A 15,028-nucleotide genomic window follows, 5' to 3' on the forward strand; every position below is an offset into this window, starting at 1 on the left:
TCTAGGAGTCCCGCACTGTGACGATCCTGGGTATCGGCCTGGACTTGGTCACCATCTCCGAGTTCGCCGAGCAAATGGAACGCACCGGAACCACCATGCTCCGGGAGAGTTTCACCGCCGGAGAACGGCGCTACTGCCAGAGCAAGGGCACCGATCCGGCCCGCAGCTACGCCATCCGCTGGGCGGCGAAGGAGGCGGTCATCAAGGCGTGGGCGTCCTCCCGCTTCGCCCGCAGCCCGCAGATCGGCGACAACCCGTATCCGCTCATCGAGGTCGTCAACGACGCCTGGGGACGGCCGAGTATCAAATTGCACGGGCTGGCAGCGGAATTCCTGCCCCGGGTGCGAGTTCACCTGTCGCTGACCCACGATGGCGACACCGCCGCCGCCATGGTGGTGCTCGAGGACCCGGGCGAACTAGCCGATCTGATGCGCGACTAGTCCCGGATCGCGGGTCCCGCTACTCCGGATCGAAGGTGGTGCGCTGCCCGCCGGAGCGCGATTCCTTCTCCGCGATCAGCAGATACGCCACCATGAGGCGCTTGAGCTCCGCCACGGCGTCCTCATGGCTCAGGCCGTCCTGTACCGAGAAATTCAGCATCGAGTACACGACGTGCACCAGCACCTGCGCCATCATGGAGCGGCGGCCGCGGGGGGTGCGCGGCATGAGCGGGCGCAGCATCTGCGAAACCGCTTCGGCGAACTCCTTTTCGTGGATCGCGCCGGTGGCCCGGGTGGAGGGCGTGGACTGCATGGCCAGCCACACCTCGCGCCGCGACGGGTCGGTCATCCACAGATCGGCCAGGTGGTCGACCAGCGCGGTCATGTGCCGCAGCCAGTCCATGGACGGGATCTCGCCGTGGAAGTCGGCCAGCTCCTGTGAAACCGCCACCAGGTCTTGGCGATTCAGCTCGCAGACGATGACGTACTTGTTGGCGAAGAACTGGTAGAGGGTGCCGATCGGCACTTCCGCGCGGGCCGCGACCTCTTCACAGGTGAACGATTCGAAACCGACCTCGACCAATAATTCCCGGGAAGCCTGCAACAGGGCGTCGAACTTGCGTTTTGATCGTTCCTGCGTCGGGCGGCGACGGGGCATCAGCTCCTGCGGGTCGTCCTGCAGCTCCAACGCAGGGTCCGGTCGTCGCGTCGACCTGGCTCCCGTGCGTGCATCCACGCTGAACAGCCTACGGGTAGCGACACGCGCATGACACGCTGCGGTACTTCGTGTGTCATCGAATACCACCCATCCGAGCCGCCTTCGGCGCCGAACACCCATCGCAGCTGCATCTCAGCTGCCGATCTTTCCGGAAGGGGTCACCCCCCTTCCGAACCCTGGCGGAGGCTGCGTCACCCGATCCCCACCGCTGAGCCCCCGAGTCCCCGCCCTCGTGTTCATTGTCGACAAGACGACGTTGGAAGGCTGATTGTGGTTGCTTCTACCCCTGTTCGTTCCGCGGTGACCATCGGCGTCGCCACCGAGCGCGGCACGGTGCGTGCCGTGGCCCTCACCGACGGCGGCGAAAAGCTGACCGAGCGCGTGGTGCTCGAACGGGTCTTCTCGATCGCCGGAGATTCCAAGGCCGAGTTGGCGGTCGCGGTCGAAGCGGTGATGGAGGACATCGCCGACAAGATCGGGGCGGACCGGGACATCATCGGCGCGGCCGTGGCCTACCGCGATGCCGCCGAGCGCCGCGCCATCGTCACCAAGCTCGCGGCCGGGCCCTGGCACGACGCCTCGCTGGTGTCGGCCAAGGCCGCGCATCTCGCGGTGGCCCGCGCCATGACCTGGGTGGACGAATTCGAGGACCTCGCCATCTGCGAGGTGGTGCCCGGCTTCCAGGCGTTCTCGCTCATCTCGCCCGACCGCAGCCGGGTGCTCGCCGCGGTCACGCTCAGCGGCGGCGCGGCGGCGGAGGAGACCATGCGCAGCGCGGTCACCGCCGCCTGGGACCAGTTCGACGCGGCCGGGGTGAAGCCGGACGCCGTGGTGCTGATCGGTTCGGGCGCAACCGAATCCGCGGTGGTCGCGGCGCTGGAGTCGGGTTTCGGCGCGCCGGTCATCCCGTGCGGGGTGGCGGCCGCGGCGCCGGCCATCGGCGCGGCGCTGGCGGCCCTGCCCGAGGCCGAGTTCGCGGGGGAGGCGGCCGAGCGCATTCGCCGCGCCCGCGGCACCGCGGCCCTGTTCGCGGCGGCCAGCGTGCTGGCGGGCGGACTGGTGGCGGGCGGCGTGTACGCGGCCGGCAGTGATTCCAAGAAGGTGCCGCAGCCGATTCTCATCGACTCGCGGGTCTCCGCCGACGCCCACAATGGGGGCGAGCATCCGGTCGGCGATCCGGGTGCGCCCGCCGCGCCGGCACCCGACAGCGGTTCGGCCGCAGGCCCGGTGGACGGCACGCCCGGCATGGTCACCCCGACCGACGCGGTCGCGCCGAGCGGCAATCAGCAACCCGCCCCGGAACTGCAGCCCGGCGATGTGGTGACCATCGACCCGGCCACCCTGAACTGGGGCCCGCACGATTCCACGAAGTCCGGCGCGCATCCCAGGCCGCTGATCAAGGCGCAGCCCGAGCCCGAGGTCGCCTCGAATCCGGATTCGATCATCCCGGCCCCGACCCACACGGTCGGCTCGCCCACCGAATCCGGGCTGTTCCCCGGTGAACTCGCGCCGCCCCCGTTAGGCAGCCCGGAGTTCTCCTCCTGGTGGGACAACCACTGGCGCATGATGCTCCAGTGGGCCGCCCAGATGATGCCGAAGGTCTAGCACGCGTCCCAACACCCTGACACGAACCCCGGCCCCGAAAGAGGCAGGGGTTCGTGTGTTTTCGTATGCCCGGGCGACAACTGATCTCGTAGCGATGGGGGTAACTCCCCGGGTACGTCCAAAATCGGTTCGGGCACCTGACCGCCGGCACGGATGCATGGCGGTCGACGGCTCTTAGCGGTCCGCTGAAGTTCCGGGGAGGGGGATCTGCAGGTCGCGGCGGAGCTTGGCGACGTGGCCGGTGGCCTTCACGTTGTACTGCGCGACCTCGACCTTGCCGTTCTCGTCGACCAGGAAGGTGGAGCGGATGACGCCGGTGACCTTCTTGCCGTACATCATCTTCTCGCCGAACGCCCCGTAGGCGCTCAGTACTTCCTTGTCCGGGTCGGACAGCAGCGGGAAGGTGAGCTTTTCCGTGTCACGGAACTTGGCCAGCTTGGCCGGCTTGTCGGGGGAGATGCCGACGACCTCGATGCCCGCGCCCTCCAATTCGGCCAGGTTGTCGCGGAAGTCGCAGGCCTGCTTGGTGCAGCCGGGGGTGCTGGCGGCCGGGTAGAAGTAGACGATCACCTTGCGGCCGCGGAAGTCCGACAGCGAGACGTCCTTGCCGTCGGCGTCGGGCAGGGTGAAGGCGGGGGCGGTGTCGCCGGGACTGAGTCGGTGATTCTCGGTCATGCCGCCACGCTAGTCGACGGGCTCGAGGCGGTGTTGGCGATACACTCCTGAGCAGGTTCGGCTCGCATGCGCCTGTGCTCCCCCGAGATTGGCGTGCAGTGTCGCGCGACCGGCCCAGAGACGATCAAACCGCCGCCCTGCAGCGCGGCTTCCAGACAGGAGTGTGACGTGGCGAGAGACACCGAGGCGATCGAGCGCGAGATCGAGGCGGCTCGCAACCGGCTCGCGAGCACCCTCGACGAATTGGCCGTCCGCGCCGACCCGCAGCGCCTGGCCGACAATGCGAAGCAGTCCGTGGTGGCCAAGCTGAACGAGCCGAAGATCAAGTACAGCCTGATCGGCGCGGGCGCGCTGGTCGCGACGATCATCGTGGTGAAGATCTTCCGGCGGTAGACCCGAGAAGCCACGCGGCCCCGGTCCAATCGGACCGGGGCCGCATGTGTTTTGGGGTTCGGGGGCGAAGCCCGGCCGCGGGGAGGCGGAGGCCCGAGCTACGAGAGTTGTTTCAACTCAGACGGTCGGGCAGGCCATGCCGGTGCCGTCCGGGTCCAGGTGGGGGCTGTAGCCCGGCTGACCGCGGAAGAGTGGGGCGACGCCTGCGGCTCGCGCCTGGTCGCAGTTCTCGTAGACCGGCCCACCGGCGGAGCCGGTCTGGGTCAGGCCCGCGGAACCGGTGGCAGCGGAACCGGTGTCGAGAGCGGAGGATCCGGTGCCCGAGGATCCGGTGGGGACGTCGGCGTAGGCGACGGCGGTTTGGGCTGCGATGGTCGTCAAGCCCGCGACGCTGGCGGTGACGAGAAGCCGGCGAACGTTCATGTATTCCTCAATGTCGGCGCAATAGGGTGGTAACTGGCCCGGTTCGGCGCGGATTTGCCACCGCCGCCACGTGCGGTTGCGGCGCGGTGACCGGTCCGGGCTCGGCGTCGAGTTTTCTGGCGCAACGTTGCATTGTCAACCGGATGGGCTATCTATCCAGGTGAATTAGGGGATTTGCCCCGAACGCCGGATCCTCTTCTGCCGGAATGTCTCTCATTCGTCCGGTGCGGAAAGCTGCTCGCGCATTGATGATTTCCGCCGAACTACGCAAATCGAACCGTCAGTACTTTACTTCAGTGCGCTGCCGAGGGGGCACTCCGAGATGCCGTGAAGTTCCTGTGGATCCTCATGGTGTCCGTGTCAACTAACCGTCGATACTATGGAGATCATGACGCGCTGGCTGACCGACGAGGAACAGACGACCTGGCAGTCCTTCATTCGGATGCGGCAACGCCTGGACTCCGCGATCGCCGCCGGGCTCGCCCAGGACGGGCTGTCCTTCTCCGACTACGAGGTGCTGGTCGCGCTGTCCGCGGCCGGCGGCCAGATGCGCGCCAAGGAACTGGGCGCGGAGATCTGCTGGGACAAGAGCCGGCTGTCCAAGCATCTGTCACGCATGGCCGCCCGCGGACTGGTCGACCGCTGCCAGGCCGCCGACGACGCGCGCGGCCGGGAGGTGCGTCTGACCGACGCGGGCCGCGTGGCCCTCGAGGCCGCCGCGCCCAATCACGTGGAGTTGGTGCGGCGGCTGCTCATCGACGACATGACCGCGGCGGAGTCCGAGGCCATTCGCTCGCTGGCCGACCGCGTCGTCGCCGAGGTGGAACGCACGGACGTCGAGGGCATCGGCTGAGCGGTCCCGGAATGACGGGGGCCTCAGTCCTTCGGCTGGTCGAACTGCGCGCGCTTCCAGTCCCCGAACGGCTCGTCGCGTTCGCGGACCGCTTCTCTGAATCCGGCGGTCGCCGAACGCAATTGGAACGCGTAGCCCTCGCGGGTGTGCCGGGAGATGCCGTCGAACACGGTGCTGATCATGCCGGAGTTCAGCACGCCCTGGTTGAGCAGCGCGCTGTTGAGCGCCAGCTTCGCCATGACCAGCTGGTTGATCGGCACTCGTGAAATGCGTTCCAGCAGTTCCTCGGTGCGCGCGTCCAGTTCGTCGGCGGGCGGGGCCTCGATGGCGAGACCCCACTCCTCGGCCTGTTTGCCGCTGAGACTGTCGCCGGTGAACAGCAGCCGCTTGGCCCGCTGATCACCGACCCGATGCGCCCACATCCCCGCGGCCGGAATCCCCCAGGTGCGGGTGGGCGGGTAACCGAAGCGCGCGTCCTCGGCGCAGATGATCTGATCGGCGAACAGCGCGATATCGGTGCCGCCCGCGACGGCGAACCCGTGCACCTTGGCCACTGTCGGCTTGTTGGCGTGCAGCAGGCTCGAGAACCCGCGGTTGAATCGCGACATCATCGCGTAGTCGACCATGGGATCCCAAGTGCCCCAAGGATTGTGATTGCGCGCCTGCACCTCTGGATCGAGTACGGTGCCCTCGGTCGGCTGCGCACCCTCGGCCGGGGCGAAGCTGTTCTCCGCGAAGATCGACAGGTCGTACCCGCCGCAGAACCCCTTGCCCCGCCCGCTGACCACCATCACATGCACCCGCGGATCCAGATCGGCCCGCTCGACAGCCGCGGCCAGCTCGATCGGTGTATCGGCGGTGATCGCATTCCCACGCTCGGGCCGATTGAACGTGATCCGCGCGATCCGCCCGGTCACCTCATAGGTCAGCGTCCGCCCGGTGTACTCGTTCACCGGTTCGGGCCGCCCCGCGAACAGCGAATCGTCACCGCCGGTCAGATCATCGCGCCAGGCGGCCGGCCGCGTACCGGCATGGTTCTCGTAATCGGGAGACACTCAAGCAGTGAACCTCGGTTCATTTCTTGCTGTCAAGGGTCCGGGCCGCTACTCCCAGGGTTTGACCGGCGGTTTCACCCAGAGGATCTTCTCGTCCGCGCTTTCCCGGCGGGCGGCGGGATGGGTCGGGTTGCGGGCGGCCCAGGCGTCCTTCTCAGCGAGCAGACCCGCGACGACCTGCCAGGTTTCCTCGGTGCTGGGCGGGTTGGTGTCGGCGGCGCGGGCCAGTTTCCGGCGTTGCGCGGCGGGCATTTCCAGGAGTTCGTCGCCGGTGATTCCGCGGGCCCAGGCGTAGGCGGCCAGTCGGCGGGCCTTTTCCTCCCGGCTGCGACTGGCGTGATCGGAGTGCGCGTAGTCGGCCATATCTTTCCAACCCCGCAGCTAGTCGACGATGTCTTTGCCCGACCCTACCCGAGCGCCAGGTTATGGTTTTCGGGCAGTTGGATGGACGCTTCATCGACCGAAGGGACCCCGCCTTGACCGCGCCGATCGCGCTCAGCTGCGTCACCATCGACTCCGCCGATCCGCGCCGGCTCGCCGAGTTCTACGCCGCCCTGCTGGACTGGCGAATCATGCACTCCGAGGACGGGTATGCGCTGATCACCGACGGGAAGTCGGTGCTGTGCTTCGGTTTCGTGGAAGGGCACACGGCCGCGCCCTGGCCCGACAGTCCGGCGCAGGCCAAACGAGTCCACCTCGACCTGAACGTGGCCGACATCGACCAGGCCACCGATCTCGCCGTTTCCCTCGGCGCGACGATTCCCGAGTTCCAGCCCGGCCTCAATCCGGACTGGGACAACCAGTTGCCGTGGGGCATCGTGCTGGACCCCGAGGGCCACCCCATCTGCCTGAATCTGCGGGAATAGCAGAGCTTTTGCGGCTACCGTGGTCGCATGCCGGATGCCGTGCGTATCGATGATCTGGTCATTGCCCGCGCCACACCGGCGGAATGGTCCGCCGTGGTGGGGTGGGCCGCCGCCGAGGGGTGGAATCCGGGGGCCCGGGATACCACCGCGTTCTTCGCGCAGGATCCGGACGGGTTCTTTCTGGGGCGGGTGAACGGGGTGCCCGCCACCGCGGTGTCGGTGGTCAACTACGGCGACGAATTCGCCTTCCTGGGTTTCTATCTCGTGCGCGAGGATCTGCGGGGGCGTGGGTTCGGGCTGGCCACCTGGGAAGCCGGGATGAAGCACGCGGGGGATCGGGTCGTCGGGCTGGACGGGGTGCCCGATCAGCAGGACAACTATCGGCGCAGCGGCTTCGAACTCGCCTATCGCAGTGCGCGATTCACGGGCAGTCCCCGGCTGCCGCTGCCGGATGATTCGGTGACCGCGCTCGCCGCAACGGATTTCGCCGTGCTGCATCCCTACGACTCGGCTTGCCAGCCGGCGGATCGGCCGGAGTTCCTGTCCGCGTGGCTGGCCGAGCCGGGCCACCGGACCTTCGCCCGCATTGTCGGCGGCACCGTCACCGGCTACGCGACGCTGCGCCCGGCCCGGGATTCGCTGCGTGTGGGCCCGCTGTTCGCCGACGGTCCCGAGGACGCTCGTCAGCTGCTGGCGGCTCTCGCCGCGCACGCGGCCGGAATGCCGCTGGCGGTGGATGTTCCGCTCTGCAATGACGCGGCGGTGCGGCTCATGGAGGAGGCGGGGCTGCGCCCCAGTTTCGAGACGGCCCGCATGTACACCGGCCCGGTCCGAGAACACCACCGTGACCGGATCTTCGGGGTGACGACGCTCGAACTCGGCTGAGCGACAGGTGGATTCGCCGCCGAATCACCAGGCCGAGGGGCGGACCCGGCCCGGGACCACCACCCGGGCGAGGGCGTTGCGCAGGTCCGTCACCGCCTGTGGGCCGAGCGTCGCCCCCCACTGCTCGGTGAACCGGGCCATGGCGGCGTCGGCCGCGCGGGTGCAGGCCCAGCCGCGTTCGGTGAGGGTGATGAGTTTGGCCCGGGCGTCGGTGGGGTGCGGGTTGCGTTGGGCGTAGCCCTTTTTCACGAGTTCGTCGACGAGCTGGCTGGCGGCTTGTTTGGTGACGCCCAGGTGGTCGGCGATCTCGACGACGGTCGCGCCGTCGGGGGCCATGCGCACGAAGGCGAAGCCGTGGCTGGGCCGGATATCGGTGAAACCGGCCGCCACGGTTCCGCTGTGGATGGCGTCGGTCACCTGGGCGGCGGCCGCGAGCAGCAGTAGCGGCAGGTCCTGTGCGTATCCGGGCATGCCTGGAATCTTGACACTTGACAGGATAGTCAACAAGCTTGACTATATAGTCAAGTTGATTGACTAAAGGAGAAGGTAATGCCAGTCATCCACGCCGCCGACGCCCAGTCCCACGAAATGCACGGCTCCCGATTCACCCCGTTGATCCGTCCCAGCATCGGCAGCCGCGAATTGTGCCTGTGGCGGCTGGAGATCGCGCCCGGCACCGAAGGCGTCGCGCACCGGGTCAACCGCGAGGAGGCGTTCGTCGTCGTGGGCGGCGGCATCACCATGACCATCGACGGCGAATCGGCTCGGCTCACGGTCGGTGACGCGGCCGTGGCTCCGGCCGGTTCGGTGATCCGGCTGGACAACCCGTCCGCGGACCAGGCCGAGGTGATCGTCAACGCGCCGGTCGGTTTCACCGGCGAACTGCTCGACGGCACCGTCGTGAACCCGCCCTGGGTGAACTGATCCCTGCGCGGTTTCTGAAACATGTTCTAATTGGGAAAGATCATCGAACGGTAGGGGAGGCAGCGTGGTCGCGTTCTTCACGCACGAGGACGGCCGATACACCGCGGACATCATGGCCGTCAGCGCGTGGTCCCAGTCGCAACTGGCGGGCACCGCCGTCTGTGGATTGCTGGCTCACGAGCTGGAAACCCACAGTCCCGGGCCCGGTTTCCTGCCCGCGCGCTTCGCTGTCGACCTCTTCCGTCCGGTGCTCAACGAGCCGATCGAACTGCGCAGCTCGATGGTCCGCGACGGCAACCGGATTCGGGTGGTCGACGCGTGGATCGTGCAGGGCGAGGAGATCCGGGTCCGCGCCAGTGTTCACTTTCTGGCCACGGCCGCCGAGCCGGCGGGCGAGGTGTGGCAGCCCGCCCGGGATCTGCCCGTGCCCGATCGGCCGCTCGACGGTCCGAACCCGCCGCTGTTCAAGTCCGGAAATCGGGACTGGACTCACGATTTCGCTTCCGGGGTCAATCCCTACCGGAAGGCCGCGTGGCAGCACCTGCCGCCGCTGATCGAGGGGCGGTCCATGACCCCGTTCGAACGTGCCGCGTTCGTCAGCGACACCACCAATCTGGTCTGCAACTGGGGCACCCAGGGGGTCGGGTTCATCAACTCCGATGTCAGCCTCACCCTCGCCCGGCTCCCCGAGGGGCCCGAGATCGGTGTGTTCGCGCAGGATCACATCGCCGCGAATGGCATCGCGGTCGCCACCGCTGTCCTCTATGACCGCACCGGCCCGCTGGGTACCACCACGATCACCGCGCTGGCGAATGCGATGCGTCAGATCGATATGGCCGAGTTCGCCGCCGCGCGATCGATTCCGCAGCCTACCGGTCGGTAACGATTCGGTCACTTGACCTACTGGCTGTCCGGTTCTCTCGTACCGTCTGGGGCTATTCGCCCGAGCCGGACCACGAGGAAACCTCTGTCGTGAAACTGAAGCACTGCCTGTCCACTATTGCGATCGCCGCCGCCGCAACCATGGTCGGCATCGCACCCGCCCACGCCGACGGCACGAAGTATGTGGCGCTGGGGGATTCGTACGCGGCGGGCGTCGGCATCCCCACCATTCTCGATATGACCTGCTCCCGCTCGGATCACAACTACGCCCACCTGTTCGCGGCGGCCCGCGGCTACAGCCTGACCGATGTCACCTGCGGCGGCGCGACGACCGACTCGGTGACCAGCACGCAGCTCTCCGCGGTCACCGCCGACACCGCGCTGGTCACCCTGGGCATCGGCGGCAATGACATCGGGTTCACCGACATCGTGACCGACTGTGTGAAGGCGGGAACCATCGCCACCGGCTCCGGGACGGGCAGCGCGGTCCTGCAGAACCTGGGCACCGGAAGTGCCAGCGGCAGCGCCGAACTGGTGCTGGGCTGCAAGAACAAATACGACGCCTCGATGCCGTCGCGGCTCTCACAGACCTCGGCCAAGGTCGCGAAACTGGTGTCCGACATCAAGTCCCGGGCTCCGCAGGCCCGCGTCGTGCTGGTCGGATACCCGCACATCCTGCCCGACGACGCGTCTCTCTGCGCCGGACGTCAGCCCCTGCTGCCGGGCGATATCGACTGGGCGCGCGACACCGTCGTCGGCGGCCTGAACACCATGCTGAGCTCCCAGCCCGGCACCACCTACTTCAGCACCTACGACATCTACACCGGTCACGATGTGTGCGAGGCGATCCCGGACCGCTGGGTCAACGGCACCTCCGTCGACAACGGGTCGGGCGCGAAGTTCCACCCGAACCAGTACGGCCACGCGGCCACCGCCCAGAAGATGCAGACCACGCTCTGAGGCGTGCCGCTCACTCTTCTCGGTGGGCGAGACAGCTGCGGAGGAAATCCGCGACGACCGGGTCGGCGTCCTGCGCCGGACGCCAGGCGACGCCGACCCGGGTGGGGGTCACCCCGGTGAGCGGGCGGTAGACGATGCCGGGCCGGGCGAAGAAGCGAGTCGACGATTCCGGGGCGAGGGCGATTCCGTAACCATTGGCGATGGCATTGAGCCAGTCGTCGGTGCGGTCGGCGACCGCGCCGATGCGGATCGGATGGCCCTCGCGTTCGTCGGCCGCCAGCCAATAGTCCCGCCACGCCCCGGTTTCCGGCGGGGCGGCCACGAAGGGTTCGTCCCAGAGCTCGCGGAACTCGATCGTCTCGCGGGCCGCGAGCGGGTGGGTGGCGGGCAGCGCGATCCAGCGCGGCTCGGTCAGCAGGCACTCGACCCGCAGGTGTTCCTGGCCGGGAAAAGGCAAGCGCAGCAGGGCGATATCGACCTCGCCGTCGATCAGGCCCGCGGTCGGGTTGGACCAGGCCGGGGCCTGACGCATCTCGACCCGCCAGTCGGGCCTGCGCGCGGCGAACTCGGCGATGATCGGTTGCGTAGCCTCGTTGGCGGCGCTGGCGACGTAGCCGACCCGCAGGATGCGCGCGGCCCGGCTCGCGGCGCTCCGGGTCTCGGCCAGCGCGTCGTCCCAGCCGCCGAGCACGCCCGGTACGCGGGCGGCAAGGGCCCGGCCCGGGTCGGTCAGCGCCATACCGGCTTTCGACCGGGTGAACAGCCGCACCCCGAGCTGATTCTCCAGCTGCTTGATCTGCTTGGTCAGCGCCGGCTGCGACACGAACAGCCGCTCGGCGGCGCGGCTGAGATTCCCTTCCTCCGCGACGGCGGCGAAGTAGCGCAACAGCCGCGTGTCCACATCCATGCCATCAGGTTATAGATGCAGGTATTGGACGCGGTCTCGGCGCTCGACCAGGCTCGAAGCAGTTGCAGTGCCCGCCACGATGATTCACCACCGAGCCTGACCGGAGCCGCGAATGTATCCCGCCTACCTGGCCGTCGCCGTCGTCACCATCGCCATCAACGGTGCGATGGCCATGGCCGATTTCGCCCGTGCCGATTTCGTGCTGGCCAATTCCGCCGAGGTGAGCTTTCCCCGATCCTGGATCCCGCTCGCGGGTGTCCTGAAGGCCGCCGGAGCACTCGGTGTCCTGGCCGGTCTGCTGGGTTTCCGCCCGATCGGCATCGCCGCCACCCTCGGCCTGGTCCTGTACTTCGCCGCGGCGCTGATCGTCCACGTCCGCGCCCGGGTCTTCCACAACATCGCCTTCCCGGCGACGTACTTCGTCTTCGCCGTGGCCAGCCTGGTGTTCGTCGTCGCGCGCTAGACCGGTTCGAGGACTTCGTACCCCGAGCCGCACGGCCGGTTTTCTCTATTCCGGGACCCGCCGCCCCGACAAGGTGAGAGCAAGACGTCGGTGGGAGGCAAGGATGAGCAGACAGGTCGCCACGCCGCCGGGCAATCAGCCGGCGCGGACACCGACACCGCCGCCACCGCGGCGGTTGTCGTGGCGGATATGGCTGTTCCCGTTCGCCACGCTGGTCGTGCTGCTGGTCGTGTCGATCTGGTGGCCGGGCGTGCACACCTCGACGCCGAGCTCGGTGGGCCTGAGCTACAGCGAGTTCCTCTCCGACGTCGACTCCCATCAGATCAAGACCATCACCCTCGAGTCGTCGGGACAGGCGTCGGGCACGTTGACCGACGGCCGCGACTACAACACGGTCGTTCCCGCCCAGGCCGGTTCCGGACTGCTGGATCGGCTCGAGAAGGCCGGTGTCGCGGTGAAGGCGTCGCCGCCGTCGAGCGGTTCCTCGGTCGGATCACAGCTGCTGTCCTGGGGATTGATCATCGCGCCGTTCGTGCTGCTGTTCTGGTGGCTGCAGCGCGCGGGACGCGGTGCGGCGAGTCAATTGAGCAGCACCATGGGGGTGGGCAAGTCCAAGGCCAAGGTGTTCGACACCGAACGGCCCGGCACGACCTTCGCCGATGTCGCGGGTTACACCGGCGCGAAGGCGGAGATCACCGAGGTGGTCGATTTCCTGCGTGCGCCCGAGCGCTATCGGCGCGCGGGGGCGGTCGCACCGCGCGGGGTGCTGATGATCGGCCCGCCCGGCACCGGGAAGACGCTGCTGGCGCGCGCGGTCGCCGGGGAAGCGGGCGTGCCGTTCCTGTCGGTGGCCGGTTCCAGCTTCGTGGAGATGTTCGTCGGGGTCGGCGCGGCCCGGGTGCGGGACCTGTTCGCCGAGGCCCGCAAGCGCGCCCCGGCCATCGTCTTCGTCGACGAGATCGACGCGATCGGATCGCGCCGGGGCGGTTCGAACGCGATGGTGTCCAATGACGAACGCGAGCAGACCCTCAACCAACTCCTTTCCGAGATGGACGGATTCGATCCCGCCGTCGGGATCGTCGTCCTGGCGGCCACCAACCGGCCCGAGGTGCTCGACCCCGCGCTGCTGCGGCCCGGGCGGTTCGACCGGCAGGTCACCATCCCGCTGCCGACCCTCGCCGAGCGGGCCTCGGTGCTGGCGGTGCACTGCCGCGGCAAGCACCTCGACCCCGATGTCGACCTGCGGGTGATCGCCCGCGGCACGCCCGGCTTCTCCGGCGCCGATCTGGCCAACCTCGCCAATGAGGCCGCGATCTGCGCTGTCCGCGACGACCGCGCCGTGATCCGGGCCGCGGACTTCGACGCGGCGCGCGACCGGATCCTGCTGGGGCGGCGCGAGGGCTCCAATGTGCTGCTGCCCGAAGAGAAGTACGCGGTCGCGGTGCACGAGAGCGGGCACGCGCTGGTCGCCGCGCTGTCCGCGCACGCCGATCCGGTCGCCAAGGTCACCATCCTGCCCGCCGGGCAGACGCTGGGCACCACCGAGCAGTTGCCGCTGGTCGAACGGCATCTCTACAGCGAGGGGTATCTGACCGACACGCTGGCCGTGCGCCTCGGCGGGCGGGCCGCCGAGCTGGTCGTGTTCGGTCAGGGGTCGACGGGCGCGGGCAATGATCTGGCCCAGGCCACCGAGCTGGCCATCAAGATGGTCCGGGAGTTCGGCCTGTCGGCCGCGCTCGGGCCGGTCGGCTACCCGCAGGGCGGGTCGGTGTTCCTGGGCGGCGGCGGGGCCGAATTGTCCAGTCGCCCTTTCGCCGAGGCGACCCAGGCGGCCATCGACGCCGAGGTGTCGCGGCTGCTGCGGGAGGCCGAACATCGGGCCGTCGACCTCGTCGAGTCCCACCGGGATGCCTTGCGGCGCTTGGTCACGCTGCTGCTCGAGCATGAAACCGTCGACGGGACCGAGGTTTACGCGCTGATGGGTCTGCCCGTTCCGGTCGATCGCGCCGGCACCGCGCCGGTGCGGCAGGGCGACGGCTCAGCGCCTTCGAACGATCTCGGAGACCAATTGACCCGCGGGGCCGGACAATTTGCGGGGCGGCCGCCACACGGCGCGCAGGGTGCGGGGCAGGTCGAGGCCCTCGACGGGGATGGCGACCAGCTCGCCGCGGTCGAGTTGATCGGCGACCGCGAGGGTGCTCATGACGGCGGGGCCGACGCCGCTCGAGACGCTGGTGCGGATGGCGGCGGCGCTGCCGAGTTCGAGAAGCGGTTCGGCGCGCGGGAATTCGGCGAGGGCGACGTCGACGGTGCTGCGGGTGCCGGAACCGGGCTCGCGGACCAGCAGCGGGGTGGCGGCCAGTTCGGCGATGGTGAGCCGGCGCCGGCGGCGGGTCCACGGGTGGGCGGGGTCGACGACCACGATCAGGCGATCGTGGGCGACCGTCGCGCTGTGCAGCCGGTCGGGGACCGACGGGCTCTCGACGAAGCCCAGATCGCACTCCCCGGCCAGCAGCCGATCGAACACCTGCAGTGAATTCCGCACCTGCAGTTGGACTTTGATATCGGGGTGGACGCGCCGGAAGTCGCCGAGCCACGCCGGGAGCAGGCATTCGGCGACGGTCATGCTGGCGGAGATGCGCAGTTCGGCGTCGCGGTCGGTGCGCAGCGCGGCGGCGGCGTCGAGCAACCGGTCCACGTCCGCGAGCACCTCCCGCGCCCAGTGCACGACCACCGTCCCCGCCGCGGTCAGCGTCGATCCGCGCGGACTTCGCTCGATCAGGGTCAGCCCGACGCGCTGCTCCCACTGCCGCACCGCCCGGCTCGCGTTGGGCTGCGCCATGCCCACCGCCCGTGCGGCCGCGCCCAAGCTGCCGTTGTCGTCGATGGCGACCAGCAATTCCAGAAGTCCAAGGTCGGGGCGGGCATCAGACATGCCTGAATCATATGGGAAGCCCTCATCGCATATCAGAGTGATAT

Annotated in this window: 18 protein-coding genes and 1 pseudogene; 11 read left to right on the plus strand and 8 right to left on the minus strand. The window is 68.7% G+C overall.

What is annotated here, in order from left to right; translation table 11 throughout:
• The first annotated feature begins 17 nt into the window (after positions 1–17).
• The gene (acpS, locus tag GPX89_RS01300; protein ID WP_040805653.1) at positions 18–440 is read left to right on the plus strand and encodes a holo-ACP synthase AcpS; all 423 of its coding nucleotides are present in this window, start codon (positions 18–20) and stop codon (positions 438–440) included.
• Positions 441–459: 19 nt separating this feature from the next.
• On the opposite strand, the gene GPX89_RS01305 is transcribed toward acpS, so the two are convergent.
• Positions 460–1,098 (minus strand): TetR/AcrR family transcriptional regulator, encoded by a 639-nt coding sequence (locus GPX89_RS01305; RefSeq protein ID WP_235946764.1) that lies wholly within the window; start codon positions 1,096–1,098, stop codon positions 460–462.
• Between the two features lie 360 nt (positions 1,099–1,458).
• Between GPX89_RS01305 and GPX89_RS01310 the strand changes: the two genes are divergently transcribed.
• Complete coding sequence (locus GPX89_RS01310) at positions 1,459–2,763, plus strand: hypothetical protein (protein WP_157354658.1); 1,305 nt, start codon at positions 1,459–1,461, stop codon at positions 2,761–2,763.
• A gap of 174 nt (positions 2,764–2,937) precedes the next feature.
• On the opposite strand, the gene bcp is transcribed toward GPX89_RS01310, so the two are convergent.
• Positions 2,938–3,438: a thioredoxin-dependent thiol peroxidase gene (gene bcp, locus GPX89_RS01315; protein WP_157354659.1), complete on the minus strand. Its 501-nt coding sequence runs from the start codon at positions 3,436–3,438 to the stop codon at positions 2,938–2,940.
• 168 nt (positions 3,439–3,606) lie between these two features.
• Between bcp and GPX89_RS01320 the strand changes: the two genes are divergently transcribed.
• Positions 3,607–3,831, plus strand: a complete 225-nt coding sequence (locus tag GPX89_RS01320) for a DUF3618 domain-containing protein (protein ID WP_328601406.1) — start codon at positions 3,607–3,609, stop codon at positions 3,829–3,831.
• 117 nt (positions 3,832–3,948) lie between these two features.
• Here the strand turns inward: GPX89_RS01320 and GPX89_RS43655 are convergent, their stop codons facing one another.
• On the minus strand, positions 3,949–4,254 hold the full coding sequence (locus GPX89_RS43655) for an excalibur calcium-binding domain-containing protein (RefSeq protein WP_198347216.1): 306 nt from the start codon (positions 4,252–4,254) through the stop codon (positions 3,949–3,951).
• Between the two features lie 388 nt (positions 4,255–4,642).
• Here GPX89_RS43655 and GPX89_RS01330 point away from each other — a divergent pair, with 388 nt between their 5' ends.
• Positions 4,643–5,107: a MarR family winged helix-turn-helix transcriptional regulator gene (locus GPX89_RS01330; protein WP_157354661.1), complete on the plus strand. Its 465-nt coding sequence runs from the start codon at positions 4,643–4,645 to the stop codon at positions 5,105–5,107.
• A gap of 23 nt (positions 5,108–5,130) precedes the next feature.
• On the opposite strand, the gene GPX89_RS01335 is transcribed toward GPX89_RS01330, so the two are convergent.
• Both GPX89_RS01335 and GPX89_RS01340 read right to left on the minus strand, forming a co-directional pair.
• Positions 5,131–6,162, minus strand: coding sequence for a crotonase/enoyl-CoA hydratase family protein (locus GPX89_RS01335; RefSeq protein ID WP_328601407.1), 1,032 nt, complete (start codon positions 6,160–6,162; stop codon positions 5,131–5,133).
• Between the two features lie 48 nt (positions 6,163–6,210).
• The gene (locus GPX89_RS01340; protein WP_157354662.1) at positions 6,211–6,525 is read right to left on the minus strand and encodes a hypothetical protein; all 315 of its coding nucleotides are present in this window, start codon (positions 6,523–6,525) and stop codon (positions 6,211–6,213) included.
• A gap of 113 nt (positions 6,526–6,638) precedes the next feature.
• Between GPX89_RS01340 and GPX89_RS01345 the strand changes: the two genes are divergently transcribed.
• Together GPX89_RS01345 and GPX89_RS01350 are read left to right on the plus strand one after the other, a co-directional pair.
• Positions 6,639–7,028 (plus strand): VOC family protein, encoded by a 390-nt coding sequence (locus GPX89_RS01345; protein ID WP_157354663.1) that lies wholly within the window; start codon positions 6,639–6,641, stop codon positions 7,026–7,028.
• A gap of 27 nt (positions 7,029–7,055) precedes the next feature.
• Positions 7,056–7,913, plus strand: coding sequence for a GNAT family N-acetyltransferase (locus GPX89_RS01350; protein ID WP_157354664.1), 858 nt, complete (start codon positions 7,056–7,058; stop codon positions 7,911–7,913).
• 24 nt (positions 7,914–7,937) lie between these two features.
• Here the strand turns inward: GPX89_RS01350 and GPX89_RS01355 are convergent, their stop codons facing one another.
• Positions 7,938–8,384, minus strand: coding sequence for a MarR family winged helix-turn-helix transcriptional regulator (locus tag GPX89_RS01355; protein ID WP_157354665.1), 447 nt, complete (start codon positions 8,382–8,384; stop codon positions 7,938–7,940).
• Between the two features lie 78 nt (positions 8,385–8,462).
• Between GPX89_RS01355 and GPX89_RS01360 the strand changes: the two genes are divergently transcribed.
• The 3 genes from GPX89_RS01360 (at position 8,463) to GPX89_RS01370 (ending at position 10,679) form a co-directional block, all read left to right on the plus strand.
• Entirely contained in the window at positions 8,463–8,837 is a 375-nt protein-coding gene (locus tag GPX89_RS01360; protein ID WP_157354666.1) for a cupin domain-containing protein, read from the plus strand.
• A 64-nt stretch (positions 8,838–8,901) separates the two neighbouring features.
• The gene (locus tag GPX89_RS01365; protein WP_328601408.1) at positions 8,902–9,720 is read left to right on the plus strand and encodes an acyl-CoA thioesterase domain-containing protein; all 819 of its coding nucleotides are present in this window, start codon (positions 8,902–8,904) and stop codon (positions 9,718–9,720) included.
• A gap of 89 nt (positions 9,721–9,809) precedes the next feature.
• Positions 9,810–10,679: an SGNH/GDSL hydrolase family protein gene (locus GPX89_RS01370; protein WP_157354667.1), complete on the plus strand. Its 870-nt coding sequence runs from the start codon at positions 9,810–9,812 to the stop codon at positions 10,677–10,679.
• A 10-nt stretch (positions 10,680–10,689) separates the two neighbouring features.
• On the opposite strand, the gene GPX89_RS01375 is transcribed toward GPX89_RS01370, so the two are convergent.
• Positions 10,690–11,586: a LysR family transcriptional regulator gene (locus GPX89_RS01375; RefSeq protein ID WP_157354668.1), complete on the minus strand. Its 897-nt coding sequence runs from the start codon at positions 11,584–11,586 to the stop codon at positions 10,690–10,692.
• A gap of 112 nt (positions 11,587–11,698) precedes the next feature.
• Here GPX89_RS01375 and GPX89_RS01380 point away from each other — a divergent pair, with 112 nt between their 5' ends.
• Together GPX89_RS01380 and ftsH are read left to right on the plus strand one after the other, a co-directional pair.
• Positions 11,699–12,049, plus strand: a complete 351-nt coding sequence (locus tag GPX89_RS01380; protein ID WP_157354669.1) for a DoxX family protein — start codon at positions 11,699–11,701, stop codon at positions 12,047–12,049.
• A gap of 103 nt (positions 12,050–12,152) precedes the next feature.
• Positions 12,153–14,012 (plus strand): annotated as a pseudogene (gene ftsH / locus GPX89_RS01385) (ATP-dependent zinc metalloprotease FtsH); the annotation flags it as partial.
• 75 nt (positions 14,013–14,087) lie between these two features.
• On the opposite strand, the gene GPX89_RS01390 reads toward ftsH, so the two are convergent.
• Complete coding sequence (locus GPX89_RS01390; protein WP_157354670.1) at positions 14,088–14,984, minus strand: LysR family transcriptional regulator; 897 nt, start codon at positions 14,982–14,984, stop codon at positions 14,088–14,090.
• Between the last annotated feature and the right edge of the window lie 44 nt (positions 14,985–15,028).

The organism is Nocardia terrae (assembly GCF_009760405.1).
Taxonomy (GTDB): domain Bacteria; phylum Actinomycetota; class Actinomycetes; order Mycobacteriales; family Mycobacteriaceae; genus Nocardia; species Nocardia terrae.

What these genes read in the sequence shown, in the direction of transcription:
- GPX89_RS01305 (WP_235946764.1), bottom strand. Translation starts at nt 1,098, where the DNA reads ATGCCCCGTCGCCGCCCGACGCAGGAACGATCAAAACGCAAGTTCGAC.
- bcp (WP_157354659.1), bottom strand. Translation starts at nt 3,438, where the DNA reads ATGACCGAGAATCACCGACTCAGTCCCGGCGACACCGCCCCCGCCTTC.
- GPX89_RS43655 (WP_198347216.1), bottom strand. Translation starts at nt 4,254, where the DNA reads ATGAACGTTCGCCGGCTTCTCGTCACCGCCAGCGTCGCGGGCTTGACG.
- GPX89_RS01330 (WP_157354661.1), top strand. Translation starts at nt 4,643, where the DNA reads ATGACGCGCTGGCTGACCGACGAGGAACAGACGACCTGGCAGTCCTTC.
- GPX89_RS01340 (WP_157354662.1), bottom strand. Translation starts at nt 6,525, where the DNA reads ATGGCCGACTACGCGCACTCCGATCACGCCAGTCGCAGCCGGGAGGAA.
- GPX89_RS01350 (WP_157354664.1), top strand. Translation starts at nt 7,056, where the DNA reads ATGCCGGATGCCGTGCGTATCGATGATCTGGTCATTGCCCGCGCCACA.
- GPX89_RS01355 (WP_157354665.1), bottom strand. Translation starts at nt 8,384, where the DNA reads ATGCCCGGATACGCACAGGACCTGCCGCTACTGCTGCTCGCGGCCGCC.
- GPX89_RS01360 (WP_157354666.1), top strand. Translation starts at nt 8,463, where the DNA reads ATGCCAGTCATCCACGCCGCCGACGCCCAGTCCCACGAAATGCACGGC.
- GPX89_RS01375 (WP_157354668.1), bottom strand. Translation starts at nt 11,586, where the DNA reads ATGGATGTGGACACGCGGCTGTTGCGCTACTTCGCCGCCGTCGCGGAG.
- GPX89_RS01380 (WP_157354669.1), top strand. Translation starts at nt 11,699, where the DNA reads ATGTATCCCGCCTACCTGGCCGTCGCCGTCGTCACCATCGCCATCAAC.
- GPX89_RS01390 (WP_157354670.1), bottom strand. Translation starts at nt 14,984, where the DNA reads ATGTCTGATGCCCGCCCCGACCTTGGACTTCTGGAATTGCTGGTCGCC.